Origin of the sequence: Thermomonas alba, from assembly GCF_022419205.1 — a bacterium.
Classification (GTDB): Bacteria; Pseudomonadota; Gammaproteobacteria; order Xanthomonadales; family Xanthomonadaceae; genus Thermomonas; species Thermomonas alba.
Map to the genome: position 1 here is coordinate 186109 of NZ_JAJOZU010000004.1, position 22815 is coordinate 208923.

The 22815-nt window shown below is 65.3% G+C and carries 17 protein-coding genes and 1 pseudogene; 5 read left to right on the plus strand and 13 right to left on the minus strand.

Annotation, left to right across the window (positions count from 1 at the left end; genetic code table 11):
• Positions 1 to 44: 44 nt before the first annotated feature.
• The 5 genes from ML342_RS07815 to ML342_RS07835 all read right to left on the minus strand — a co-directional run bounded on the left by ML342_RS07815 (position 45) and on the right by ML342_RS07835 (position 4261).
• Positions 45 to 614 carry a histone H1-like repetitive region-containing protein gene (locus ML342_RS07815; RefSeq protein WP_240126483.1) on the minus strand — a complete coding sequence of 190 codons (570 nt, stop codon included), beginning with the start codon at positions 612 to 614 and terminating at the stop codon, positions 45 to 47.
• 651 nt (positions 615 to 1265) lie between these two features.
• On the minus strand, positions 1266 to 1661 hold the full coding sequence (gcvH, locus tag ML342_RS07820; protein ID WP_240126484.1) for a glycine cleavage system protein GcvH: 396 nt from the start codon (positions 1659 to 1661) through the stop codon (positions 1266 to 1268).
• Between the two features lie 64 nt (positions 1662 to 1725).
• Complete coding sequence (gene gcvT, locus ML342_RS07825; protein ID WP_240126485.1) at positions 1726 to 2826, minus strand: glycine cleavage system aminomethyltransferase GcvT; 1101 nt, start codon at positions 2824 to 2826, stop codon at positions 1726 to 1728.
• Between the two features lie 47 nt (positions 2827 to 2873).
• A complete protein-coding gene (locus ML342_RS07830) occupies positions 2874 to 3326 on the minus strand; it encodes an NfeD family protein (protein WP_240126486.1) in 453 nt (150 codons plus the stop codon).
• A gap of 5 nt (positions 3327 to 3331) precedes the next feature.
• Complete coding sequence (locus ML342_RS07835) at positions 3332 to 4261, minus strand: SPFH domain-containing protein (protein ID WP_240126487.1); 930 nt, start codon at positions 4259 to 4261, stop codon at positions 3332 to 3334.
• A gap of 126 nt (positions 4262 to 4387) precedes the next feature.
• Between ML342_RS07835 and ML342_RS07840 the strand changes: the two genes are divergently transcribed.
• From ML342_RS07840 to ML342_RS07850, 3 genes are all read left to right on the plus strand, one after another.
• Complete coding sequence (locus tag ML342_RS07840; RefSeq protein WP_240126488.1) at positions 4388 to 5521, plus strand: GGDEF domain-containing protein; 1134 nt, start codon at positions 4388 to 4390, stop codon at positions 5519 to 5521.
• Between the two features lie 82 nt (positions 5522 to 5603).
• Positions 5604 to 6881 (plus strand): nucleoside permease, encoded by a 1278-nt coding sequence (locus ML342_RS07845; protein WP_240126489.1) that lies wholly within the window; start codon positions 5604 to 5606, stop codon positions 6879 to 6881.
• A 2-nt stretch (positions 6882 to 6883) separates the two neighbouring features.
• On the plus strand, positions 6884 to 7831 hold the full coding sequence (locus tag ML342_RS07850; RefSeq protein WP_240126490.1) for a ribokinase: 948 nt from the start codon (positions 6884 to 6886) through the stop codon (positions 7829 to 7831).
• Positions 7832 to 8063: 232 nt separating this feature from the next.
• Here the strand turns inward: ML342_RS07850 and ML342_RS07855 are convergent, their stop codons facing one another.
• On the minus strand, positions 8064 to 11192 hold the full coding sequence (locus ML342_RS07855; RefSeq protein WP_240126491.1) for a TonB-dependent receptor: 3129 nt from the start codon (positions 11190 to 11192) through the stop codon (positions 8064 to 8066).
• A 141-nt stretch (positions 11193 to 11333) separates the two neighbouring features.
• Here ML342_RS07855 and dusB point away from each other — a divergent pair, with 141 nt between their 5' ends.
• The gene (gene dusB / locus ML342_RS07860) at positions 11334 to 12332 is read left to right on the plus strand and encodes a tRNA dihydrouridine synthase DusB (protein WP_240126492.1); all 999 of its coding nucleotides are present in this window, start codon (positions 11334 to 11336) and stop codon (positions 12330 to 12332) included.
• On the opposite strand, the gene ML342_RS07865 is transcribed toward dusB, so the two are convergent.
• From ML342_RS07865 to olsF, 3 genes are read right to left on the minus strand one after another with little or no spacing between them, the layout of a single operon-like run.
• Entirely contained in the window at positions 12278 to 13342 is a 1065-nt protein-coding gene (locus tag ML342_RS07865) for a metal-dependent hydrolase (protein ID WP_240126493.1), read from the minus strand. The genes dusB and ML342_RS07865 overlap by 55 nt on opposite strands.
• Before the next feature lie 32 nt (positions 13343 to 13374).
• Entirely contained in the window at positions 13375 to 14175 is an 801-nt protein-coding gene (locus ML342_RS07870; protein WP_240126638.1) for a UDP-2,3-diacylglucosamine diphosphatase, read from the minus strand.
• Between the two features lie 17 nt (positions 14176 to 14192).
• Positions 14193 to 15920, minus strand: a complete 1728-nt coding sequence (gene olsF, locus ML342_RS07875; RefSeq protein ID WP_240126494.1) for a bifunctional ornithine lipid synthase OlsF — start codon at positions 15918 to 15920, stop codon at positions 14193 to 14195.
• A 203-nt stretch (positions 15921 to 16123) separates the two neighbouring features.
• On the opposite strand from olsF, the gene metK reads away from it, so the two are divergent.
• Positions 16124 to 17335 (plus strand): methionine adenosyltransferase, encoded by a 1212-nt coding sequence (metK, locus tag ML342_RS07880; RefSeq protein ID WP_240126495.1) that lies wholly within the window; start codon positions 16124 to 16126, stop codon positions 17333 to 17335.
• A gap of 54 nt (positions 17336 to 17389) precedes the next feature.
• Here the strand turns inward: metK and ML342_RS07885 are convergent, their stop codons facing one another.
• From ML342_RS07885 to ML342_RS07895, 4 genes and pseudogenes are all read right to left on the minus strand, one after another.
• Positions 17390 to 18055 carry a GSU2403 family nucleotidyltransferase fold protein gene (locus ML342_RS07885; RefSeq protein ID WP_275672437.1) on the minus strand — a complete coding sequence of 222 codons (666 nt, stop codon included), beginning with the start codon at positions 18053 to 18055 and terminating at the stop codon, positions 17390 to 17392.
• Positions 18024 to 18146: pseudogene (locus ML342_RS12015) on the minus strand (hypothetical protein); the annotation flags it as partial. The gene ML342_RS07885 and the pseudogene ML342_RS12015, both read right to left, overlap by 32 nt.
• A 429-nt stretch (positions 18147 to 18575) precedes the next feature.
• Positions 18576 to 21242 (minus strand): DEAD/DEAH box helicase, encoded by a 2667-nt coding sequence (locus ML342_RS07890; RefSeq protein ID WP_240126497.1) that lies wholly within the window; start codon positions 21240 to 21242, stop codon positions 18576 to 18578.
• Positions 21242 to 22810, minus strand: a complete 1569-nt coding sequence (locus ML342_RS07895; protein ID WP_240126498.1) for a site-specific DNA-methyltransferase — start codon at positions 22808 to 22810, stop codon at positions 21242 to 21244. The genes ML342_RS07890 and ML342_RS07895 overlap by 1 nt, the downstream gene beginning before the upstream one ends.
• Between the last annotated feature and the right edge of the window lie 5 nt (positions 22811 to 22815).

Genomic DNA, 22815 nt, shown 5'->3' on the forward strand with positions numbered 1-22815 from the left:
CATAGCGTGACGCCTGGTCGGCAATACCCGACCAGGTCAATGACTTACAGCGTAGGCACCGGGCCCGGATTCGCCGGCATCGCGGCAGGTGCCTCCTTCGGGGCGGGCTTCTTCGCGGCCGGCTTCTTGGCGACGGCCTTCTTGGGAGCCGCCTTCTTCGCCGCCGGCTTCTTGGCAGCGACCTTCTTCGCCGCCGGCTTCTTGGCGGCAGTCTTCTTCACCGCCTTCTTGGCGGCCGGCTTCTTGGCAACCGCCTTCTTCGCGACCTTCTTCGCCGCCGGCTTCTTGGCGGCAGTCTTCTTCACCGCCTTCTTGGCGGCCGGCTTCTTGGCAACCGCCTTCTTCGCGACCTTCTTCGCCGCCGGCTTCTTGGCAGCGACCTTCTTCGCCGCCGGCTTCTTGGCAGCGACCTTCTTCGCCGCCGGCTTCTTGGCGGCGGCCTTCTTCGCAGCTTTCTTAACAGCCATGGTATGGCTCCTCGTCAATGGGTAAATCGGTAACGCCCAGTACGAAAGACGCCGCAGGTATCGGACCTGCGATCGACCGCCGGCGCGCCAGTCGCGCCGGAACGGATGCTGCCGGTGACGCGGGCAAAGACATTGCCCCACGCCCACCGAGATGCTCCCCATCCACTAAAAAACCTGCGGCGATTCACGCTGCAGGCCTCAGACCTGGACCCCGCCGGAAGCGATGCCCCACTATCGCGCAAGGAACACAAGGAACAGCTCGCCTTCACCCACCATCCGCCGCCGGTGATGTCGCGCGCTGTTCCGCTGATTCGTGCGTCGTGTTTGCTCACTTGCTTCCGCAGGCAACATCTGCTTGGCGAAACCTAATCACGGTTTTTTCGAGTGTCAACAATCCTGCGCAAACTTTTTAGCGCGCGGGCGCACCTGCGAGCGTGCGCGCAGTGCGTTCACCGTTCTGAAAACGCATGAAAAACGTCAGCGGCGCGCATCGCGCGACCACACGAAGAATCGCTACGAGCAAGCATTGGCGCGGCTTTCAGCCATTCGAGCCGCGATATCCGAGCGCCGCACACACCCCACCACACACGCCTGCACAGCACACCCCAAGGACGGCGACTTGCCGCACGCGGACAGACGCGCACGCATCCGTTTTCGCATCGCACAAGCCCGAATGCGCGAAGAATGCGCGAACATCCGCGCATGCAAGGGCGCACCTGCTGGTGATGAGTGCATCGTAAAAAAGCCCGCGGCGAGAACGCCGCGGGCCGGTCTTACAGGCGCCTGCCAGGGGCCGGCTCAGTGGTCTTCCTGCTCCAGCAGCTCGGCATAGTCGTCCGGACCCAGCAGTTCGCTCAGCTGGTCCGGGTCGGACATTTCGATCACGAACATCCAGCCATCCCCATAGGGGTCTTCGTTGATGGTCTCCGGCTTATCGGCCAACGCCGCGTTGACCTCGATCACCTTGCCGCTGACCGGCGCATACACGTCAGAGGCGGCCTTCACCGATTCCACCACGGCGCACGCATTGCCGGCCTCGATCACGTCGCCGACGTTCGGAAGCTCCACGTACACCAGATCGCCCAGCAGGCTCTGGGCGTGGTCGGAAATGCCGACGGTGGCCTTGCCGCCGCCTTCGACGCGGATCCATTCGTGGGATTTGAGGAACTTGAGGTCGCCGGGGATCTCGCTCATGGTGGGCTCCTGTTGCGCGGTACGTGGGGATACGGGAAGTCTAACGAAGGGCGGCCGGGAAAGTTCAGACGCCAGGCTGGATGGTGTTGTCGCGGACGAACGGGAACTTGACCACCCGCACCGGGATTTCGCGGCCGCGAATGTCCACCCGGACCTGCCCGGGCTCGCCGGCCGGGATGCGTGCGAACGCGATCGCCTTGCCGATGGTCGGCGAGAACGTGCCGGACAGGATCTCGCCCTCGCCCTGCGCGGTCAGCACCCGCTGGCCATGTCGCAGCACGCCCTTCTCGTCCATCACCAGGCCCACCATCTGGCGCGGCACACCGGCGGCCAGTTGCGCCTCCAGCGCGGCGCGGCCGATGAAATCGCGACCCTCGTCGAGCACCACGGTCCAGCCCAGCGCGGCTTCATAAGGCGTGGTGTCCTCGTCCATGTCCTGCCCGTACAGATTCATGCCGGCCTCCAGGCGCAGGGTATCGCGCGCGCCCAGACCCGCCGGCTTCACCCCGGCGCCGAGCAGGGCATTCCAGAATGCAACGGTCTGCGCCTCCGGCACGATCACCTCGAACCCGTCCTCGCCGGTGTAGCCGGTACGCGCGACGAACACCTCGACCCCATCCAGCGTCGTGGCAGTACGGGCGGCAAAGCGGGCCAGCTTGGCGACCGGCGCCCGGTCCTCTTCACGCAGCAGACCGATCACTTTTTCGCGGGCATTGGGGCCCTGCACCGCGACCATGCCGAACTCCGGGCGCTCGCGCACTTCGACCGCGAACGGCGCGGCCTGCGCGGTGATCCAGGCCAGGTCCTTGTCGCGGGTGGCGGCGTTGACCACCAGCCGGAACCAGTCTTCGGACATGAAATAGACGATCAGATCATCGATGACGCCGCCGCGTTCGTTGAGCATGGCGGAGTACAGCGCCTTGCCCGGGGTCTTGAGCTTGTCCACCGAGTTGGCGAGCAGGCGGCGCAGGAACTCGCGGGTGCGGGCGCCGGTGAGATCCACCACGGTCATGTGGCTGACATCGAACATGCCGACGTCGCGCCGCACCTGGTGATGCTCTTCAAGCTGGGAACCGTAGTGGATCGGCATGTCCCAGCCGCCGAAATCCACCATCTTGGCGCCGAGCGCGCGGTGTGTATCGTTGAGAATGGTTTTCTTGGCCATGCGGAATCTGCCTGCGAGGGAAGCGCATTATCGCAGACTTATGCCCATTACTCTGCGTCCGCACGCGCGACCGGCGCGACCTGCAGGGTCATGGCATCGGCACCGATCACCCGCACATGCGTGCCCGCCGGCAGATCCGGGCCGGTGACGTCCCAAAAGGCGTCGGCGATCTGCACCCGCCCGCGCCCGCCTTCGATCGGCGTGGCCAGCACCACCACCCGCCCGATCTGCGCCGCCGCACGGCGGTTCAGCGCGGGCTGGTCGCTGCCCGGCTCGCGCGCGCGGAACCAGCGCCGGTAGATCAGGATCGACAGAAAGCTGAGCAGTACGAACGCCCCCACTTGTGCCAGCAAGGGCAGCGCTCCCGGCAGCAGCAAGACCAGCAGGAATACCGCCGCGGCGGCAAACCCGAGCCACAGCATGAAGGCCCCCGGCGCCAGCACCTCCGCGACAAACAGCAATAGGGCCACCGCCGCCCACGTGAACACGTCCCAGCGCATGGTGGTCAGCCCCCCGAGCGCGCAGACGACTTGCCCAGGGTTTCCTTCGCCAGCTCGGCGATCCCGCCCAGCGAGCCGAGGATGCCCGCGGCCTCCATCGGCAGCAGCACGAACTTCTGGTTCGGCGCCTGCGCCAGCTCCTTGAACGCCTCGATGTACTTCTGCGCGATGAAGTAGTTGATCGCCTGCACATCGCCCTTGGCGATCGCCTCGGACACATACTGGGTGGCGCGCGCCTCGGCTTCGGCCAGGCGTTCGCGCGCTTCGGCCTCGCGGAAGGCGGCCTCGCGGTTGCCCTCGGCCTCGAGAATCTTCGACTGTTTCTCGCCCTCGGCCTTGAGGATCGCCGCCTGGCGCAACCCTTCCGCCTCCAGGATGTTGGCGCGTTTCTCGCGCTCGGCCTTCATCTGCCGTGCCATGGAATCGACCAGATCACGTGGCGGCTGGATGTCCTTCAGCTCGATGCGGTTGACCTTGACCCCCCACGGATGGGTGGCCTCGTCCACCGCGTGCAGCACCTTGGCATTGATCTCGTCGCGCTTGGACAGCGATTCGTCCAGGTCCATCGAACCGATCGCAGTGCGGATGTTGGTCATCACCAGGTTGAGGATGGCCACTTCCAGCTGTGCCACCTCATAGGCCGCCTTGGCTGCGTCCAGCACCTGGAAATAGACCACGCCATCGACCTTCACCACGGCGTTGTCCTTGGTGATGACATCCTGGCTGGGCACGTCCATCACCTGCTCCATCATGTTGATCTTGCGCCCGACGCCGTACACGATCGGGATCAGGAAATGCAGGCCGGGCCCCATCGTGTGCGTGTATTTTCCGAAGCGTTCGACCGTCCATTCATAGCCCTGCGGCACCATGCGCACGGTCTTGGCCACGCCGACGATGCCGGCCAGCAGCAGAAGCAAGGCGAGTATCGGAGTCATTGCGGAGTCCTCCTTAGTGGATTGCCTGGAGTATAGGCCGCGGGCAGGAACAGGACAGGTGCGATCCTCTCTGCGTTGAGTCCGCCGCCGCTGCCCCCTATGCTGCGCGGAGCGAGGGGAATCGACATGATCGGATCGGGGCTGCGGGACTTCTGGCGACAGCTGCGCACGCCGCCGGATACCCTGATGCTGGAAATCGGTGCCGGCGGCGAGCTGCTGGTGGCCAAGCTGCGCGCCGGCCTGTCGCTACTCTTGTTGCTGCTCCCGCTGGTCAATCTCGCCACCGGCGAATTCACGCCCACCGAAGGCACGGTCGGGCTCATCGGCGTGCTATTGACGGTGCTGTTCTCGCAACTGTGGCTGCTGCTGGCGCGGCCGCCGCGCCGGTTGCGCTGGCTGCCCTGGGCCACTGCCAGTTATGACGTGACCCTGACCACCCTGGTGTTGGCGCTGCTGGCGCTGGACTCGCCCGCCACCGGCCTGAACAGCATGGTGGTGTGGGCGTTCTACCCGATCGCGATCCTGATGACCGCGCTGCGCAACGATGGCCGTCTGACTCTCTACTCAGGCATCCTCGCTCTGCTGCAATACGGGGGCCTGGCGCTGCTGGTCTTCATGCTGGTGGAGAACCCGGATCGCCTCGTTTCCAGCGAGTACGGCACGGCGCGCCTCTCCACCGTACTGCAGCGCGAAGTGCTGCTGGCGATCACCACGGCCATCACCGCCGCCGTGGTATTCCGCATGCAGCGCCTGGTGGAGCTGTCCGGCAACGACGGGCTGACCGGGCTGCCCAACCGCACCCTGCTGGCACATCGCTTTCCCAGCCTGGTGGACGGCGCGCGCGAAAACGGCAGCTCGCTCTCGCTGTGCCTGATCGATCTCGACCATTTCGTCAGGGTCAATGACGAAGCCGGGCGCGCGGCCGGCGACCGCGCGCTGCGCCACGTGGTGGGCGTGCTGCAGCAGGCCATGGATCGACATGACTGGCTGGTGCGCCTGGGCGGCGAGGAGTTCGCGCTGGTGATGTCGGCTCCCGCCGGGCGCGCATGGGAGCGCCTGGAAGCCTTGCGTCGGGAGCTCGCAGCGGCGCCTTTCCGGCCCGATCCTGACGTCGATCCGATCCGGCTCTCGTTCAGCGCCGGGATTGCCAGCTGGCCGCAGGACGGGCATGAACTTTCGCAGCTGCTGCGGCGGGCCGACCTGCGCCTGCGCCGGGCCAAGCTGGAGGGCTGCAACCGGGTCATGGCGCGCGACCCATGAGCCACCGGCTTGCCGACCCCGCATGCGCTTGACTACCCTGCGCCGGCAGGCGCCGTGGGGCGCCCACCAGGGGAATGCCCGCGTGAATCTGAAGTTGCGATTGACCATCATGAATTTCCTCCAGTTCTTCGTCTGGGGGGCGTGGCTCATCACCGTTGGCGCGTACTGGTTCCAGAACCGGCAGTGGTCGGGCACCAGCTTCGGCGCGATCTTCTCGACGATGGGCATCTCCGCGCTGTTCATGCCCTCGCTGATGGGCATCGTCGCCGACCGCTGGATCAATGCCGAACGCCTGTACGGCGCGCTGCACATCCTCGGCGGCGTGCTGCTGTGCCTGCTGCCGCACGCAGCCAACCCGGAGCAGTTCTTCTGGCTGATTCTGGCCACCATGCTGTGCTACATGCCGACGATCTCGCTGGCGATCGCGGTGGCCTACAACGCGCTCAAACAGCAAGGCATGGACGTGATCCGCGACTATCCGCCGATCCGGGTGTGGGGCACGATCGGCTTCATTGCCGCAACCTGGACCACCAGCTGGCTGGGCCTGGAATCCTCGCCCGGGCAGTTCTACGTGGCCGCCGCTGGCGCGTTCTTCCTCGGGCTGTACGGCTTCACCCTGCCCGCCGCGCCGCCACGCCTAGGGCGCGACGGCAGCCGCTCGCTCATCGACGCGCTGGGCCTGACCTCGTTCCGGCTGTTTCGCGACCGCAACATGGCCGTGTTCTTCATCTTTGCCATGCTGCTGGGCGCCGCGCTGCAGCTCACCAATGCCTACGGGGTGACGTTCCTCAAGGATTTCGAGACGCTGCCGCAGTTCAAGGATTCCTTCGGCGTGCGCCATTCGGCGGTGATCATTTCGATCTCGCAGATCAGCGAAACCCTGTTCATCCTCACCATCCCGTTCTTCCTCAAGCGCTTCGGCATCAAGACGGTGATGACCATCAGCATGCTGGCCTGGTTCCTGCGCTTCGGGCTGTTCGCCTACGGCGACCCGGGCCCGGGCCTGTGGATGATCGTGCTCAGCTGCATCGTGTACGGCATGGCGTTCGACTTCTTCAACATCTCCGGCAGCCTGTTCGTGGAGCAACAGGCCGACCCGAAGATCCGCGCCAGCGCGCAGGGCCTGTTCATGCTGATGACCAACGGCATCGGCGCGGTGCTGGGCAGTTCCATCAGCGGCTGGATGATCGACCGCTTCTTCACCGATGCCTCCGGCGTGAAGGATTGGCATGGGATCTGGCTCACCTTCGCGCTGTACGCGCTGGCGATGGCGGTGGCATTCGTGCCGCTGTTCAAGCACCGCAATGATCGCCATGCGCTGGTTCCGGCGCACGGCGCGGCCGACGTGGGCAACCCCTGACCATGGCGCGCGTCTTCGTCGCCGGCTCGTTCAACGTCGATCACGTCTGGCGCGTGGCCAGCCTGCCCGCGCCTGGCGCGACGCTCGCCGGGCAGTACTCGAGCGGCCCCGGCGGCAAGGGCTTCAACCAGGCGATCGCCGCGCGCCGCGCCGGCGCCGAGACCGCCTTCGTGTGCGCGCTGGGGTCGGATGCCGGCGCCGAGCTGGCACTCGAACTGGCCGCCGCTGACGGCCTTACGCTGCACGCCCAGCCCAGCGACGCGCCCACCGGCACCGCCGGCATCTTCGTGGATGCCGAGGGCCGCAACTGCATCGTGATCGGCCCCGGCGCGAACGCCGCGCTGGAGGCCGGCTTCATCGCCTCCGCGCTGGCCGGGCTGGGCACAGGCGACGTGCTGCTGGCGCAGCTGGAGTCCCCACTGCCGGCGGTGGCGGCGGCACTTGAGGCGGCGCGCGCGGCCGGCGCGACGGCCATCCTCAACCCGGCGCCGGCGAACGTGGTGATCGACCGCGCCCTGCTCGACCGCGCCCAGGTGCTGACCCCGAACGAGACCGAATTCGCCGCCCTGCTGGGCCGCCACGTGGGCGAGCGAATCCCTGCCGACGCGGTGGCAAGTCTCGATCAAGGGCGCCTGCACGCGCTCTGCCGCGACCTGCTACCGGACGGCAGCGTGGTGGTGACCCTGGGCGCCAGCGGCTGCTTCGTCTCGCACCCCGAGGCGCGGCAGCGCGGTGACGCCGCCGGGCACTACCGGATCGGCGCGGAGCCGGCGCAGGTGGTGGACACCACCGGGGCCGGTGATGCCTTCAACGGCGCGCTGGCGGCCTCGCTCGCGCTGCGCCCGCAGCTGGCCTTCGGCGAGCACGTTCGCTTCGCCAACCGCTACGCCGCGCGCAGCACCGAACATGCCGGCGCCGCGCTGGCGATGCCGTACCTCGCCGCACTTTAAGCTTGGCGTTCTTGTAATGGCCCACTGATTTCGAGAAATACCCGAAAGCAGTGCACGCCCTGACGGATCAGGCGGTGGCCGAGTGGGTCTGGGCGTGCATCGCTTTCGGGTATTCCTCATCCACGATCGGGGGGGAGGTTACGGGCCATTACAGACCCTCCTTAGAAATTTCTCCAAAAAAAATGCCGACGCTTTCGCGTCGGCATTAAAATAAGACCACAATGGAATTAAATCAGAAGTCGTAACGGACCGTAAAACGAACCGAACGCGGATCCGTGTAATACAGAACACGTCCGTAATTCTGATTCATTTGCGCGCGATCACGCGCGAACCGCTCATAGTAAGCAGTCGCAAACTGCGAGTTAAACACATTCAGAACGTCGACTGCGACAGAAAGCCCCTTGAGCCAATCAGGTGTATATGTCACATTCAGATTGAAGGTGTACGTCCAGGGCGTCTCTCCTGCCGTGCCGCGAGGAGAGAAATAATACGTCGAGCTTTCGGGCGCAGCATTGGCAGGATTACTGGAAGCAGACGCGGCACCAGGCAGGCCACAATAGTGATAGATAGAGCTATTGTAGATGCCAGGCTTGGCATAAGGCCAGAAGCTGAGGCAGTTACGCGGGCGACCGCTCTGAAGGACAGCCGAACCACCAATCCGCCATTGGTCACTCAACTTAAAACTGCCAAACGCCTTGAACTGATGCGTACGGTTGTTGGGTAGCGAGCCGTTACCGCCCACCATCAGCTCAGGAAGATCCCAGTCGTACGACACGGAAACATCAGCCTGACCACCCGATCCAGTATCTGCGGTCGAGTTCAACTGACCTTCCGCATTACCCCAGTTATGCGATAGGGTGTATTCAAGTTTACCCGAAAGCCGCTCGCCTTGATACATGGCGTAAAGATCGAGCGCTGCATATTTCCGCTTCAACTTTGGAAGACCCAACTGCTCTGCAGTGAAGCTGACAACATTTCCATTCTGGTCATAGAACGAGTTGCCCTGGCCAGGATTGATGATGAAGCAGCCTGCCGAAGAAATGGTCGAAAGAATCGGCGAGCAGTTGTCATCGATCGCGCTCTTCAGGGTGCGGTAAGTCACTTTCGCACCCCAGGTAAACATATCGCTCTCGCGCTTATCCATACCCAGGAGGAATTCATCCTGATAATGCGCTTTCAGATCCTTCGCGGAGACCGTCTTGGGATCCGGAGCAATCCCACACTCCTTATTGGTAGAAATACCTCCATTCGGGCACAAATAATCCGTGCTCGTCAAAGGAATCGGATTCAACCCAGTTGGTGTACCATCCGGATTTATGCCGGTGTAGGTGAAATATTGCTGAGTAATCAGGCTTCCATTTGCCGCGCGCAATGCCACATTATTTGGCATCGCCAGGTGATAACGCCCAGCATTACCGTACACCTTCAGACTGGCATCCCCATTCACATCCCAGGAAAACCCGACCCGAGGCGCCCAGTTGTTTTTCTGGGTAACATAAGCAATGCCATCGCCATTATAATTCGTGAACCCGTCGTTTCGCAGACCGATGGACACCAGGAGATTATTCGTCACCTGCCAGCGATCTTCCAGATAGTAGGCATTTTGGGTCGTGCGCACATTGCCGCCCACCGTATTGTAGGACTTATAGACGTAGTAACCCGAAGTGCCGTAGCCACCGCCACTGGCCGGACTACCCACGCCATGGCTGGCATCGATTGCCGCGTTAGGAGCACCGAAACCATAGACCCAGATATATCCAGGCCCAGAGTAACTACTCTGACGGAACGATTTGGCCTCGAAATGATCTACGCCGGCCCGCAATTCGTGATTCTCGAGGTTATAAATGACGTCAAAGCGGTACGCGTCAGTTTTGTCGAATGTTGGAACACCGACGCTGGAGTACTTCTGCGCACTTGTAATCGACGCAAAGGGAGCCGGAACAACGCTTGGACTGATGCTGACGTAAGTCTTACTGGGATCATATCCAGGCACAGCCGCGGGCAGGTGATCGATCTTCTGTTGCCCGTACATGGCTTTAACCGTAAGATTATCGGTCAGATAGCCCGTATAGTTACCTACATACAGCCTGGCCTTATCTTCGGTGGTACCACTGACGATGACATTATTGTCATGCGTCAGCGTATTGTAGTCAAAGCCAGAATAATTATAGTTGTATTTCGTATCGTCCTGCACCCCTGTCAGCTCGAGGACGTGATTGTCCGTGATATTCCAGTCAAGCTTGGCAGTCCAACGCGGGTACGTGTACTTGTAATCATTCCAACCCTGCGCAGGAACGTTAGCTAGACGCGCAAAGCGTACGCCAGCGCCATCCGTTTCTTCGCGCTCGGCATTGGCATAGATGAACAAGCGATCCTTCACGATCGGGCCACTTGCCCAAGCCCCAAGCACCAAAGACTCCGACTTATTCTCCTTGCGATAGGAATACAAGGTGCCGTCTGTCCAGTTGACGGGGTTATTGCCGGCACTCGTGTTGTAGTGATTGCTCGAGTTCCACTGGCCGGTATAAGGATAATAGATATTCTTAGGATCTCCCTTCAGCGACTTCGGCGTATAGATTGCGTAGACGCCGCCTTTCCACTCATTGCTGCCGCGCTTGGTGATGACGCTGACGACACCGCCAGTGGATCGCCCGTATTCGGCACCGTAGCCGCCAAGCAGCACTTGCTGCTGTGCGATCGAATCAAATCCAAGAGCGGTATATCCAATCGAAGTCAGCGGATTGGTGACCGGGTAGCCATTGATGTAATATGCGTTTTCAGATGCTGCCGAACCGCCGTAGCTTCCAAGGCCATTGTAGGAAGTCGACGAGATGACGCCGGGAGCCAGTAGTGCGACATCATTGATGCTACGGCTGATAGCCAACTTGGCGAGATCTTCCGATGTAAACACCGTGCGCACATCGGTTTGGGAAATGTCAATCGATGGGATGGCCGTAGCCTGCACAACGACGGCATCCAGCGTCTTTGCAGCAGACGCGAAATCGACCTGAACACCAGACGCTACGCGAACGGTAACCTCGCGCGTATCCGCTCCGGAAGTGACTTTATAGTTACCGGCCGGAAGCGAAGCGATGCTGTATTTTCCGCTCGCATCAGCAGTGATGGTACGTGTCAAGCCGGTTTCGCTGACGATAGTGATGGTCTGGCCAGGTGCGGCCTTACCGAAGATCGAGCCCGATGTGCTTTGTGCATTCAGGCTGCCAGCAAAGCATAGGCCGAGGGCAACCGTCAGCGCGCTCCGCTTCAAACTTTTCATGAGGTGATGTGACGCCATGTGTGTTAATCCCCAAAGAGTTAACGCGACGAAGCCTGCGTCGCGGACCGGGTTCGGCAGGAACACCGAACACCCCAACTATGATTTATAAACAAGAACTTAACAACCCCCCTCACACCCCTCTAGCTAGCCCCCCCTGCATCACAGCCTGTATGCAGCCCTCTGAACCACCGAAGTAGCCGCACTCGCTTCACCTACAATGCGCGCATGCGCATCGGCCCGCACGCCATCGACCCGAAGGTGATCCTCGCGCCCATGGCGGGCGTGACCGACAAGCCGTTCCGGCTGCTGTGCAAGCGCCTGGGCGCGGGGCTGGCGGTGTCGGAGATGACCACCTCCGACCCGCGCTTCTGGCACACCGCCAAGTCGCGCCACCGCATGGACCATGCCGGCGAGCCGGAGCCGGTGAGCGTGCAGATCGCCGGCACCGTGCCCGAAGTCATGGCCGAGGCCGCGCGCTTCAACGTGGACCACGGCGCACAGATCATCGACATCAACATGGGCTGCCCGGCCAAGAAAGTGTGCAATGCGTGGGCGGGCAGCGCGCTGATGCGCGAGCCGGCGCTGGTGGCACGCATCGTCGAGGCGGTAGTCAAGGCGGTGGACGTACCGGTGACGCTGAAGATCCGCACCGGTTGGGATGCCGACCATCGGAACGCGCCGGAGATCGCGCGCATCGCCGAGGCCGCCGGCATTGCCGCGCTGGCCATCCACGGCCGCACCCGCGACCAGCAGTACACCGGCAGCGCCGAATACGACACCATCGCCGCGGTCAAGGCAATGCTGAAGATCCCGGTGGTCGCCAACGGCGACATCGACTCGCCGCGCAAGGCCGCCTTCGTGCTGGAGAAAACCGGGTGCGACGCGGTGATGATCGGCCGCGCCGCGCAGGGCCGGCCGTGGCTGCTGGGCCAGATCGCGCACTACCTCGCCACCGGCGAGGAGCTGCCGGAGCCGTCGCCGGCCACCGTGCGCGACATCCTGCTGGGCCACCTGCGCGCGCTGCACGCCTTCTATGGCGAAGAGGCCGGCGTGCGCATCGCTCGCAAGCATCTGGGCTGGTACGCCAAGGACCGCCCGGAGAACGCGGCCTTCCGCGCCGTGGTCAACCGCGCGCAGACCGCGGACGCACAGTTGCGGCTGACAGGCGACTACTTCGACGCGCTGGCCGCGGGCGTATCGCCGGAGCTGCCGGAAGCCGCCTGATCGGCCGCGGGCGCGCGCCAGATCCGCGTCCACACATCCCCCAGGCGGCCGGCTGCCTGCCACGGAAACCGCAGCTGCAGCGGCGGCTGCAGCGCCTGCCAACGATCGCCGACGCGGCGCGCCACCGCGAAGTTGAAGGTGTAGTCCGGCTCGCTGCCCATGCGCAGATCGCTGAGCACCAACACGCCGTCGCGCACCTGCGCCTTCATGAAGCCATGGTTGAACCAAGCCAGGCGCCGCACCGCCGGGATGTCCCCCGCCTCGGCCAGGGCGGCGACATCCGAGCGATAGGCGGTGAAGCGCATCGGTCCGCGATCCGCGACCAGCGAGCGCTCTCCGACCACGAAGCCGTCCGGGGTCATCGCCGTCACCTGCCACAGCAGGGTGGTGAACGGCATCGGCACCGAGAACCGCGGCGCATCCGCCAGCCCCTGCGCGGCCAGCGTGCGCGACGCCGCACGCTCCACGCTCCACTTCGCCAGCAGCGACCAGCCCACGTAGGCCACGCCCAGCACCAGCCCGGCCGCCAGCGCGCGGTCGGCCAGCGGGCGCGCGCGCGCGAACCACGCCACCACGAACGCCAGCAGCCACGGCAGGGTGAACAGCGGATCGACGATGAACAGGCTGCTCCACATGACCGGCGGCAGCGGCAGCGGCCACAGCAGCTGGGTGCCATACACGGTGAAGGCATCCAGCAGCGGATGCGCCATCAGGCAGGCGAAGATCGCCCACCACCAGCGCCCCGGCGCACGCGCCACCCGCCCGCCGCGGCGTCGGAAGAAGGCCCAGATCGCCCAGGCCAGCAGCGGCAGTACCAGCCAGGAATGGGTGGCGGCGCGGTGGCAGGTCATGCGCAGCACCGGGTCGTCGCTGAGCAGCAGCGGCAGCACGTCGAGGTCGGGCAACGTGTTCAGCGCCATCCCGGCCAGCAGGGCGGCGCGGCGGTCCTGCTTCGGCGCGATCGCGGCAGCGATCACGCCGCCGTAGAACAGATGGGTGACGGAATCCATCCGCGCTGTTTATCACATGGCCCGTACCCGGATCAGGCCGCCTCCGGCAATGCGCCTGGCGCCGGGGTAGCATCCGGCAGGCGCGGCGGCAATTCGGCCAGCACTTCACCCAGATGCGAGAGCAGGCGCAGGGTGCCGTCGGCTTCCTCCACCAGCGCGCTCAGGCTTTCCACCCAGTCGCCGTCGTTGGCGTACACCAGCCCGGCCTGCTCGACCAGCGCGGCGCGGTGGATGTGCCCGCACACGATGCCGTCCAGCCCGCGCTGGCGCGCGGCCGCAAGCCCGGCCTGCACGAACCGGCCGATGTAGCGCTCGGCAGCGCCACTGCGGGATTTCAGGAACTCCGCCAGCGACCAGTAGCGCAGCCCCAGCCGCGCGCGGATCGCGTTCACCCACTGGTTGCCGGTCAGGATGCGGTAGTACAGCCAGTCGCCGAAACGCTCCTGCAGGGTGCCGAAATGGGTGGCGTCATCGAACTCGTCGCCATGCACCACCAGCAGCCGGCGGCCGTCGGCGGTGACGTGGATCGCGCGCCGGCGCACCCGCATCGCCGGCAGCGCCAGCCCGCAGAAATGCCGCAGCGGGCGATCGTGGTTGCCGGGGATGTAGATGATCTCGGTGCCGGCCCGGCGCAATGCATGCAGGGCCTCGATCACCCGGTTGTGCTCGGCGTCCCAGCGCACCCGCCGCTGCGCCATCCACCACAGGTCCACGATGTCGCCGACCAGATATAGCCGTGCGCAGCGCAGCCCGGACAGGAACCGCGCCAGCGCCGCGGCATGGCAGTGGCGCGCGCCTAGGTGCAAATCGGAGACGAAGACCGCGCGCCGCATCGGCGGCGGCGCGGCGCTCACGCCGCCCCCGCGCAATCCGCAGCGCTGCCGAGGTAGCGCTGGCGCTTCTTCGGGCGCATGCAGGCGATGTCCACTTCGATCAGGCCATCCACCGCATCGCTGAATCCGGGATCGACGCCGAACGCGAGGAAGCGCGCGCCGCCCGGCTCGCACAGCTCGACGTACTGCTTGTAGAGGGTCGGCACCTGCGCGCCCAGGGTCTCGAGGTTGGCCTTCAGCACCCGGAAGGCGGTGTCGGCATCCAGCGCCGCATCGTCGGGATGCGCGGCCTCATAGACGAACGGGCGGCGCGCTGTGACCTCGCCCTGCGGGCCGCCGTGCCAGCGCGCGTAGTGGGCGACGATCTGCGCACGCGCCGCCGGCGGCAGCGCCGCGCTGATCGAGACCGCACCGAACAGATAGCGCACTTGCGGGTATGCGCGCAGGTAAGCGCCGATGCCCTGCCAGAGGTAGTCGAGGCTGCGGCTGCTCCAGTACTCGGGCACCACGAAACTGCGCCCCAGCTCCATGCCCTGCGCGATCCGCGGCAGCATCGCCTCGCCGTAGTCGAACAGGCTGGCGGTGTACAGCCCGCGCAGGCCGTGCGCGGCCAGGGTGGGCGCGCCGCGCGCGATCCGGTAGGCGCCGGCGATTTTGCCGGCCGTCGCGTCCCACAGCACGATGTGCTCGTACCAGGCATCCCACGCATCCAGATCCAGGCGGCGGCCGGTGCCCTCGCCCACTGCGCGGAAGGTCAGCTCGCGCAGGCGCCCGATCTCGTGCAGCAGCGGCGCCCCGACCGCCAGCGTTCCGACCCGGATCTGCTTGCCGTCGGCGGTCTGGCCCAGCAGCCGCATTCCTTCGATCCCGGCACGCAGCAAACCTGGCTCGACCGCCTCAGCCAGCGGCTCCGGGCCCTGCGCCTGCCGGCGTTCGCGCGCGCGCCGGCGGCCGCTGTCCAGCGCGTACAGTTCGCGCCGGATTTCGCGCAACAGCATCGTCGCACTCCCCGCCTGCGGCAATCGGCGCGGGGCGCCGATGCGCAACCCGATCCGGCGCGTGCGGCGGGCAAACATCTCGCGCGCCAGCAGCGCGGTGCCGACCGGCTTGAACAGCGCCGAGGCACCGTAGAACAGCGCCGAGTTGCGGGCATGGATGCGCACCGGCAGCACCGGCGCGTCGCAGGCACGTGCAAAGCGCACGCAGCCCCGACGCCAGCGGCCGTCGCGGATGCCGCCTGGCCCCAACCGCGAGACCTCGCCAGCCGGAAACATCACGACGCACTCTTCGCGCGCCAGCGCCGCCTCGATCGCGCGCAGACTGTCTTGCGTGGGACGTCCGCCGAGGATGCGCACCGGCAGCAGCAGCTCGCCCAGCCCATCCAATGCCGACAGGAAATCGTTGGCCACGATGCGCACGTCGCGCCGCACCCGGCCGAGGGCATCCAGCAGCGCCAGCGCATCCAGCGCACCGGAGGGATGGTTGGCGACCACCAGTAGCCGCCCACGGGTGGGGATTTGCGCCAGCTCATCGGAATCCACCGTGTAGCGCGTGCCGAGATGACGCAGCGCCCCGGCCACGAAATCGAATCCACGCAAATGCTGGTTGCGGGCCAGGAAATCGTCGATTTCATCCAGCCGCGACCAGCGCGCGATCCCGCGCAGCAAGGGCTTGGCGATGATCGCGCGGCGGCCTCTAAACCAGTGCGGGAAGCGCTGCCGCAGGCGCTGTTCGAGCTGGATCATGGCGAGCAGGTGGCCACCGGGTTGGCTCGCAGCCTGCCCGCGCCGCGGGACAGCCAGATGGCAGCCGCATGACCCCACGGTGACAGCGTGACTTAACGCCGGCCCAATAGTGCGGTCACGCCCGCAAGCGCATGATGCGCGCCTGGCCGCCAGCATGTATCATTCGCCGCCATCTTTCCATCCGAATGCAAGGATATATCCCCATGTCCAGCTATCTGTTCACCTCCGAATCGGTCTCCGAAGGCCATCCGGACAAGCTCGCCGACCAGCTCTCGGATGCGGTGCTGGACGCGATCCTGGCCCAGGACAAGCACGCCCGCGTGGCCTGCGAGACGCTGGTGAAGACCGGCGCGGCGATCGTCGCGGGCGAGGTCACCACCAGCGCGTGGGTGGACATCGAGGAGCTGGCGCGCCGGGTCATCAACGGCATCGGCTACGACAACTCCGACGTCGGCTTCGACGGCCATACCTGCGCCATCATCAACATGCTCGGCAAGCAGTCGCCCGACATCAATCGCGGCGTGGACCGCAAGAAGCCGGAAGATCAGGGTGCGGGCGACCAGGGCCTGATGTTCGGCTATGCCTGCAACGAGGCGCCCGAGTTCATGCCGGCGCCGATCTATTACGCCCACCGCCTGGTCGAACAGCAGGCCAAGGTGCGCAAGAGCGGCAAACTCAAGTGGCTGCGTCCGGACGCCAAGAGCCAGGTGACGCTGCGCTACGACGGCCACGAGATCGTCGGGCTGGATGCGGTGGTGCTGTCCACCCAGCATGATCCGGGCATCAAGCAGAAGGATCTGATCGAGGCCGTGCGCGCCCACATCCTGGCGCCGGTGCTGCCCAAGAAGTGGCTGGACGCGCTGCCGAAGGACAAGGTGTTCATCAACCCGACCGGCAAGTTCGTGATCGGTGGCCCGGTGGGCGACTGCGGCCTGACCGGGCGCAAGATCATCGTCGATACCTACGGCGGGATGGCTCGTCACGGCGGCGGCGCGTTCTCCGGCAAGGATCCGTCGAAGGTGGACCGCTCGGCTGCGTATGCCGCGCGCTACGTCGCCAAGAACATCGTCGCCGCGGGGCTGGCCGACCGCTGCGAGGTCCAGGTGAGCTACGCGATCGGCGTGGCCCAGCCGACCTCGATCTCGGTCACGACCTTCGGCACCGGCAAGGTCGAAGATGCGGTCATCGAAAAGCTGATCCGCGCCCATTTCGACCTGCGCCCGTACGGCATCACCCGCATGCTCGACCTGGAGCACCCGATCTACCAGCCGACCGCCAGCTATGGCCACTTCGGCCGCAAGCCGAAGGAGATCAGCTACACCGACGGCGAAGGCAACAAGCAGAAGGCGACGCTGTTCTCGTGGGAGAAGACCGACAAGGCCGAGGCCCTGCGCAAGGCCGCGAAGCTGAAGTAAGCGGCAAACCTCGGCAGGCAACTCCCGAACGGGCCGCAGCGATGCGGCCCGTTGTCATTTGGGCAAACCCACCAAGTGCTCGAACCGCGGCACGACGTCGCGCTGCTCCACCGGCGTCTGCGCCAACGACGCCCGTGCCCGCTTCACCCATCCGATTCCATGACCGGCAAGATCGGCCCACGCATCGACTAGCGCATGCGGCGCCCGCTGCAGGTGCCAATCGATCAATGCGAGCGCTTGCGGGATGTCCTTTCCATGCTTCGGATGTCTGGCGCCGCGCTCGTGCGCCACGATCAGCTTGTGCAGACCGTAACGCGCCGGGTCCGGCAGGTTCACCAGGCACGCATCGGCCCGATCCAGCAACACCGCCTGTCCCGGCCGTTCGATCAGGTAGTCGAGAAACTTGAGCGGGCTCAGGGCAACCCCCAGCTCATGTGCGAGGATCTCCCGCGCACGCCGAGACACGGTGAGGAAATCCACGCGCAGCTCGGGTTCGCGCTCGCTCACGGACAGGCTCGCCATGCCCTTGCTGCCGCCCAGCGCGGGCAGGAAGCCATGCTCCAACGACGTCAACGCATCGTGCGCGTTGACCTGCAGGTTCGCGGGCAGTGCCACCGCGACGTTGCCCCCTCGGGCCTGCGTGCGCGAAGTCCAGGTCGAGCGTGCGCGTCGCCCCGCTCCACGCCACGCCGAGCTGGTTGCCCAGTGCCAGGAACGCATGCGTCCCCACAAGCAAGCCTCCGGCGCGGAAAACTGGTATTCCGCCAGACGTTTGACGAGGCGTAAGTGCTTGGGCGGCGTTGCGGTGCACCCCTGCGCCAAGGCCGCGGCCGCCTGCCGCGCCACCGCATCCCGCGCCGGCGCCCCACGCTCGCGCGCCGCCTCGATGGCAGCAATCGCGGGTTCTTCCGAGCCCAGGTAGTACTCGCGCTTACCTCCGTCCAACTCCTTGAACGCCCAGTACGCATAGCGTGATCCCTTTATCGTCTTGTACGCCACCTTGCCGGTGACGAACGCCGGCGAATGCAAGTCCTCGGCCACCTGCACCAGTTTTCGTACAGCTCGGCGTAGGCGGCCTGCGCGGCGGCGGGGAGTTCGCGGTAAAGGGCCATGGCGGTCTTGCGGGCGGGGTCGGCGCGGTTATACCACTCAGACAGAATGGCGGTATAACTTCCGGCATCGCTGGCTACGCGCAAATCGCTCTTGCTTGCGTATAGCGCTGCGACGCACGCTGCCGGACTCAGGCCCCGACCGCCTCGCGCAACTGCACCGATACCGGCTTGCCTGCCGTCCTGGCATCCGTCGCCATCAGGAACACGCAGCGCCCGCCGCTCGCGGCCGCCCACACCTTGCCGATGGTGTCCTTCTCGCGCGCATCGGGGCTGTTGTATAGGTGTCCGCCCTTGTACTCGACCACGAACAGCCGTCCGTCCTCCAGCTCGGCGACGAAATCCGGGTAGAAGCGATCGCTTGCAGTCGGCAGCCAGAATGCGCAGTCGGGCTGGCGCTCCAGATTGCGCACCCAGCGGCGCACCGGCGGCAGACTGTCCAGCTCGAACGCGCAGTCGGTTTCCTCGCCGTCCGACTTCAGCTCGCCCGGCAACGGAAAGTAATGTTTGCGGAACCGGTACCGCCCTTCATACAGCCAGCGCGCGGGATAACGCTGCGGGTCAAAGCGGAAGCGGGCAATCTCGTCCAGCCGAGCCTTGCCGTCTCCCGCCAGCAGGGATTGCTGGTATGCCTTCTCGCGCTGGCCGGCCAGCAGTTCACGCAAGCGCGCCGCCACGGCATCGGTCAGATCGTTGATATGCCGGATCAGGTACGCCGGTTCGAAGCCGTTGCGCTGCAAACTATCGATCACCCTGCCCAGCCACGCGATCTTGTCCGCCTGCAGCACCGCAGCGTGATAAAGCCGCCGATCGAGCACGCGGATCACGTCCTCGCGGCGCACGAGCTCGTCCCCGCCATGGTCCAGCTCCAGACCGTACTGCGCGTTGTCCTCACGCACACCCAGACGGCCGCGTTCGATGTCGATCAAGTACGGCCTCGGCGACTCGGCGCGCGTGAAGCCCGGCAGGTCCGCTGGCAGCCCCGCCAGCGAGTAGTCCGCGAATTCGTCCAGCAATTCCGGCTCGAACAGCCGCAACGTTCCCTGCACCGGGAGCACCAGTTGCGGCACCGCTGCGAAGGCTTCGCCACGCTCGCTCGGCGCCGCCGCGGCCAGCACGCGCATGTCGTGGCGCTGCAACTGCTCTGTCAGGGCCTCACGTTCACGTTTCGGCAGCGCCGCGACCGCCGCCTCGGAAATCGCCCGGTCCACCACGCCGGTCACCACCACGCGCGCCGCACCGTCCTCCCCGGGTTCCACCCGCACCTGTTCCGGCAGGGCCTCGGCCAGCGCCTGCGCAGCGGCGGGCGAGGTCTCGAACTCTGACTCCACCTGCGCCGGCGCAATCGGCCGGGACGCGAAGAGATCGTCGTTCAACGACGGCTGCACCGCCTGTGCCGCTTCCATTCGCTCAAAGCCCATGCTGACCAGCCGGTCCGCCAGCTGGTTGGCCACCTGCGCGGTGCGCGCCCCGCACACGTGCGCATAAGCGCGGTTGAGTTTCTCGGACGCACGGCGCTTCGCGTATGGCATGCGCAGCACGCGGCCTAACAGCTGTTCCATGTCCTTGGCCGAACGGATGTTCTGCACCGTGCAGAACACGTAGGCGAACGAGCAGTCCCAGCCCTCTTTCAGCGCCTCGACCGTAATGATGAAGTCGATCGGGCAGTCGCGCCGGAACAGATCCACCCCATCCAGCTCGCGCTGATTGCCGGTGGCGATCGCGATGCGCTTCGGGTCGATATGGAGCTGCTCGACGAGATACGCCTTCAGCACCTCCACCGTCGCCTCGCCGCCTTTGGCGTCGGCCTGGAACAACGCGATCGGACGAACATAGTCCGGCTCCGTCACCGCCTCCGCGGCCAGTTTCTCGCGGATCAGCACCGCATCGCGGACCGCCTCGCGCCAGTTCGGGTGCGGTGCCAGCACGATCGGCAGTTTGATCATGTCGGCGCTTTTCAGTTCCTGCGCCGACACGTGGTACAGCACATTCTGGTCCTTGAGCGGCGTCGCGGTCCATTCCACCACGCAGGCCGGGCGGATGCGCTCGAGCAGCGTCAAGGACAGCGGCGACTGCGCGTTGTGGGCCTCGTCCATGATCACGATGGGCCGATGCCAGGCCAGCAGGTTGGCGAAGCTGGCCTTGATCCGGCCCAGATCGCTGCGCGAAAGATAGGGCTGCGCGGCCAGGTCGTTCTCGCCCACACGCTCGAAGAAGTCCGCCTCCGGCGCGATCGCGAAATGCGGGGCGAAGTCCTCGTGGTAGGCATAGACCTCGCGCGCGGCCGTGTTCTCCACCCGCAGGGTCTGCACCGTGCCGACCACCACGATGGCGCGGCTCCCCAGATCGTGCGCGCGGATCTGCCGGCAATCGGCGATGTCGAGAACGCTGAGACGGTCTTCCGGCCAGTGCCGCAACAGGGCCTGCCGGTACGGGTGGCCCGGCGTTTTCAGCGCTTCCAGCGTCTGGGTACGGATGGTGTTGCTCGGGACCAGCCACAGCGCGATCGGCGCGCGCGTCCCCACGTAGTCTCGCGCCGCGATGTCGATCGCATGCGCGGCCATCAGCGTCTTGCCGCCGCCGGTGGGGATGCGGACGCAGGCGACCGGGATCTCCGGCGCCTTCGCACTGAACGGGCGGTAGGACGCTGGCGGCGCATCCGCGCCGATCGCCTGTCGGCGCGCGGCATCGAAAGCGTCCTGCATTTCGCCCGGCGTGCGCTTGCCGCGCGCGGCCGACAGGAACGCCGACAGTGCGGCCAGCGCATCCTTCTGGTACCGCTTCAGCTCGAGCGCCATCAGCCCACCCCGATCTCGTAGGGAATCTGCCGGAACACGATGCCGCAGCGCTTCAGTGTGGACGGCGTCAGCCGGCAGGCCTCGCCGAACACCAGCCACGGCCCGGCATGGTCCGGCGCCAGCGCGCGCAACTGCTCCCACACCGCGTGGGTCAGCACGTTGCCGCCCTGCGGGCGGCGGTCGCCGAGGATGCCGTTGTAGAGCAGCACCAAGGCGGTGTCGCCATGGATGCCAAGCAGCGGCGAATCGAACACACCGGTGGGATGCGGCGTGTGGGTGTGCTCGCGCCAGACGTAGGCGGCCAGTGGCGCGAAGCGCACCGCCGGATGGATGCGGCCGTCGGCGTCGAACACCGGCTCGCCCAGCCGCATGAAGCGAAAGCCGCCGCCGCCCTGCCAGCCCACCGCCTTGGAAATCCCGCCCTGCTCGCCTTCAACCACTTTCTTCAACCGAGGCAGGCAATGCGTGCGCGCGTGCTCGCCCATTTCGATGCCGATCCAGCGCCGGCCCATCTTGTGCGCCACCGCGGCGGTGGTGCCGGAGCCGAGGAAGCTGTCGAGGACGAGGTCGTTGGGGTTGGTAGCAATCTCAATGATGCGTTTCATCAGCCCCTCTGGCTTGGGAGTCTCAAAAGCTGCCTTCTCACCAAATAAGAGCTCGATCTCGCGCGCGGCGTGTTGGTTAAGGCCGACGTCATCCCAAATGGTTGGTGCCGTCATACCAGCCTTCGCTTCTGATTTGAAAAGCTTTCGCATCGGGGTACCAGCTTTTCCGTCCTTCCCCCAATAGAAGCGCCGATCCGCGATCATGGCTTCCATATCTTCGCGCTTGTATACCCAGCAGCGCCCTTTACGCGGGAACACCGTTTCCCCCGTAAACGGATTAGTCACCGGATATATCAGACTCTCCACAAATCTGCCGCCTTTCGCGTTCCCTGTAGAGTCCACTTTGCGAAATGGGCCTCGCTCATCAAAACCGAATGGCTCTTCATATAGCCGATATTGCGAATCAGCTTTCTCCGTGCGGGCCATCAAATTGAAGGATTCTTCAGCACGAGTCTTCTTTGCTCCACCCTTGCCCTCTTTACTAAAAACCAAGACATGGTCATAGGTAGAACCGATCTTTCGGTCATTGGGTGCGCCGTCCCGTCGCTTCCATGCTATGTCAGCAATGAATCGATCACGCCCAAACACCTCATCCATGATGACCTTGAGGTAATGCGCCTCGTTGTCGTCGATCGTCACCCAGATCGAGCCGTCTTCGGCCAGCAGATCGCGCAGCAGCACCAGCCGCGGGTACATCATCGAGAGCCACTGGCTGTGCTCGAGGTTGTCGTCGTAGTGCTCGAACGCGCTCTTGGTGTTGTACGGCGGGTCGATGAAGATGCACTTGACCCGTCCGGCGTACAGCGGCAGCAGGCTCTTGAGCGCCTCCAGGTTGTCGCCCTGGATCAGCAGATTGTCCGCGGCCGGGTCGCCCACCTGCTCCACGGTTTCCAGCAGCCGGTACGCCACCTTGCCCGCGGCGCGGCGTGCGTTCTGATCTCCCAGCCAGTTCAGTTCAGGCATTGCGG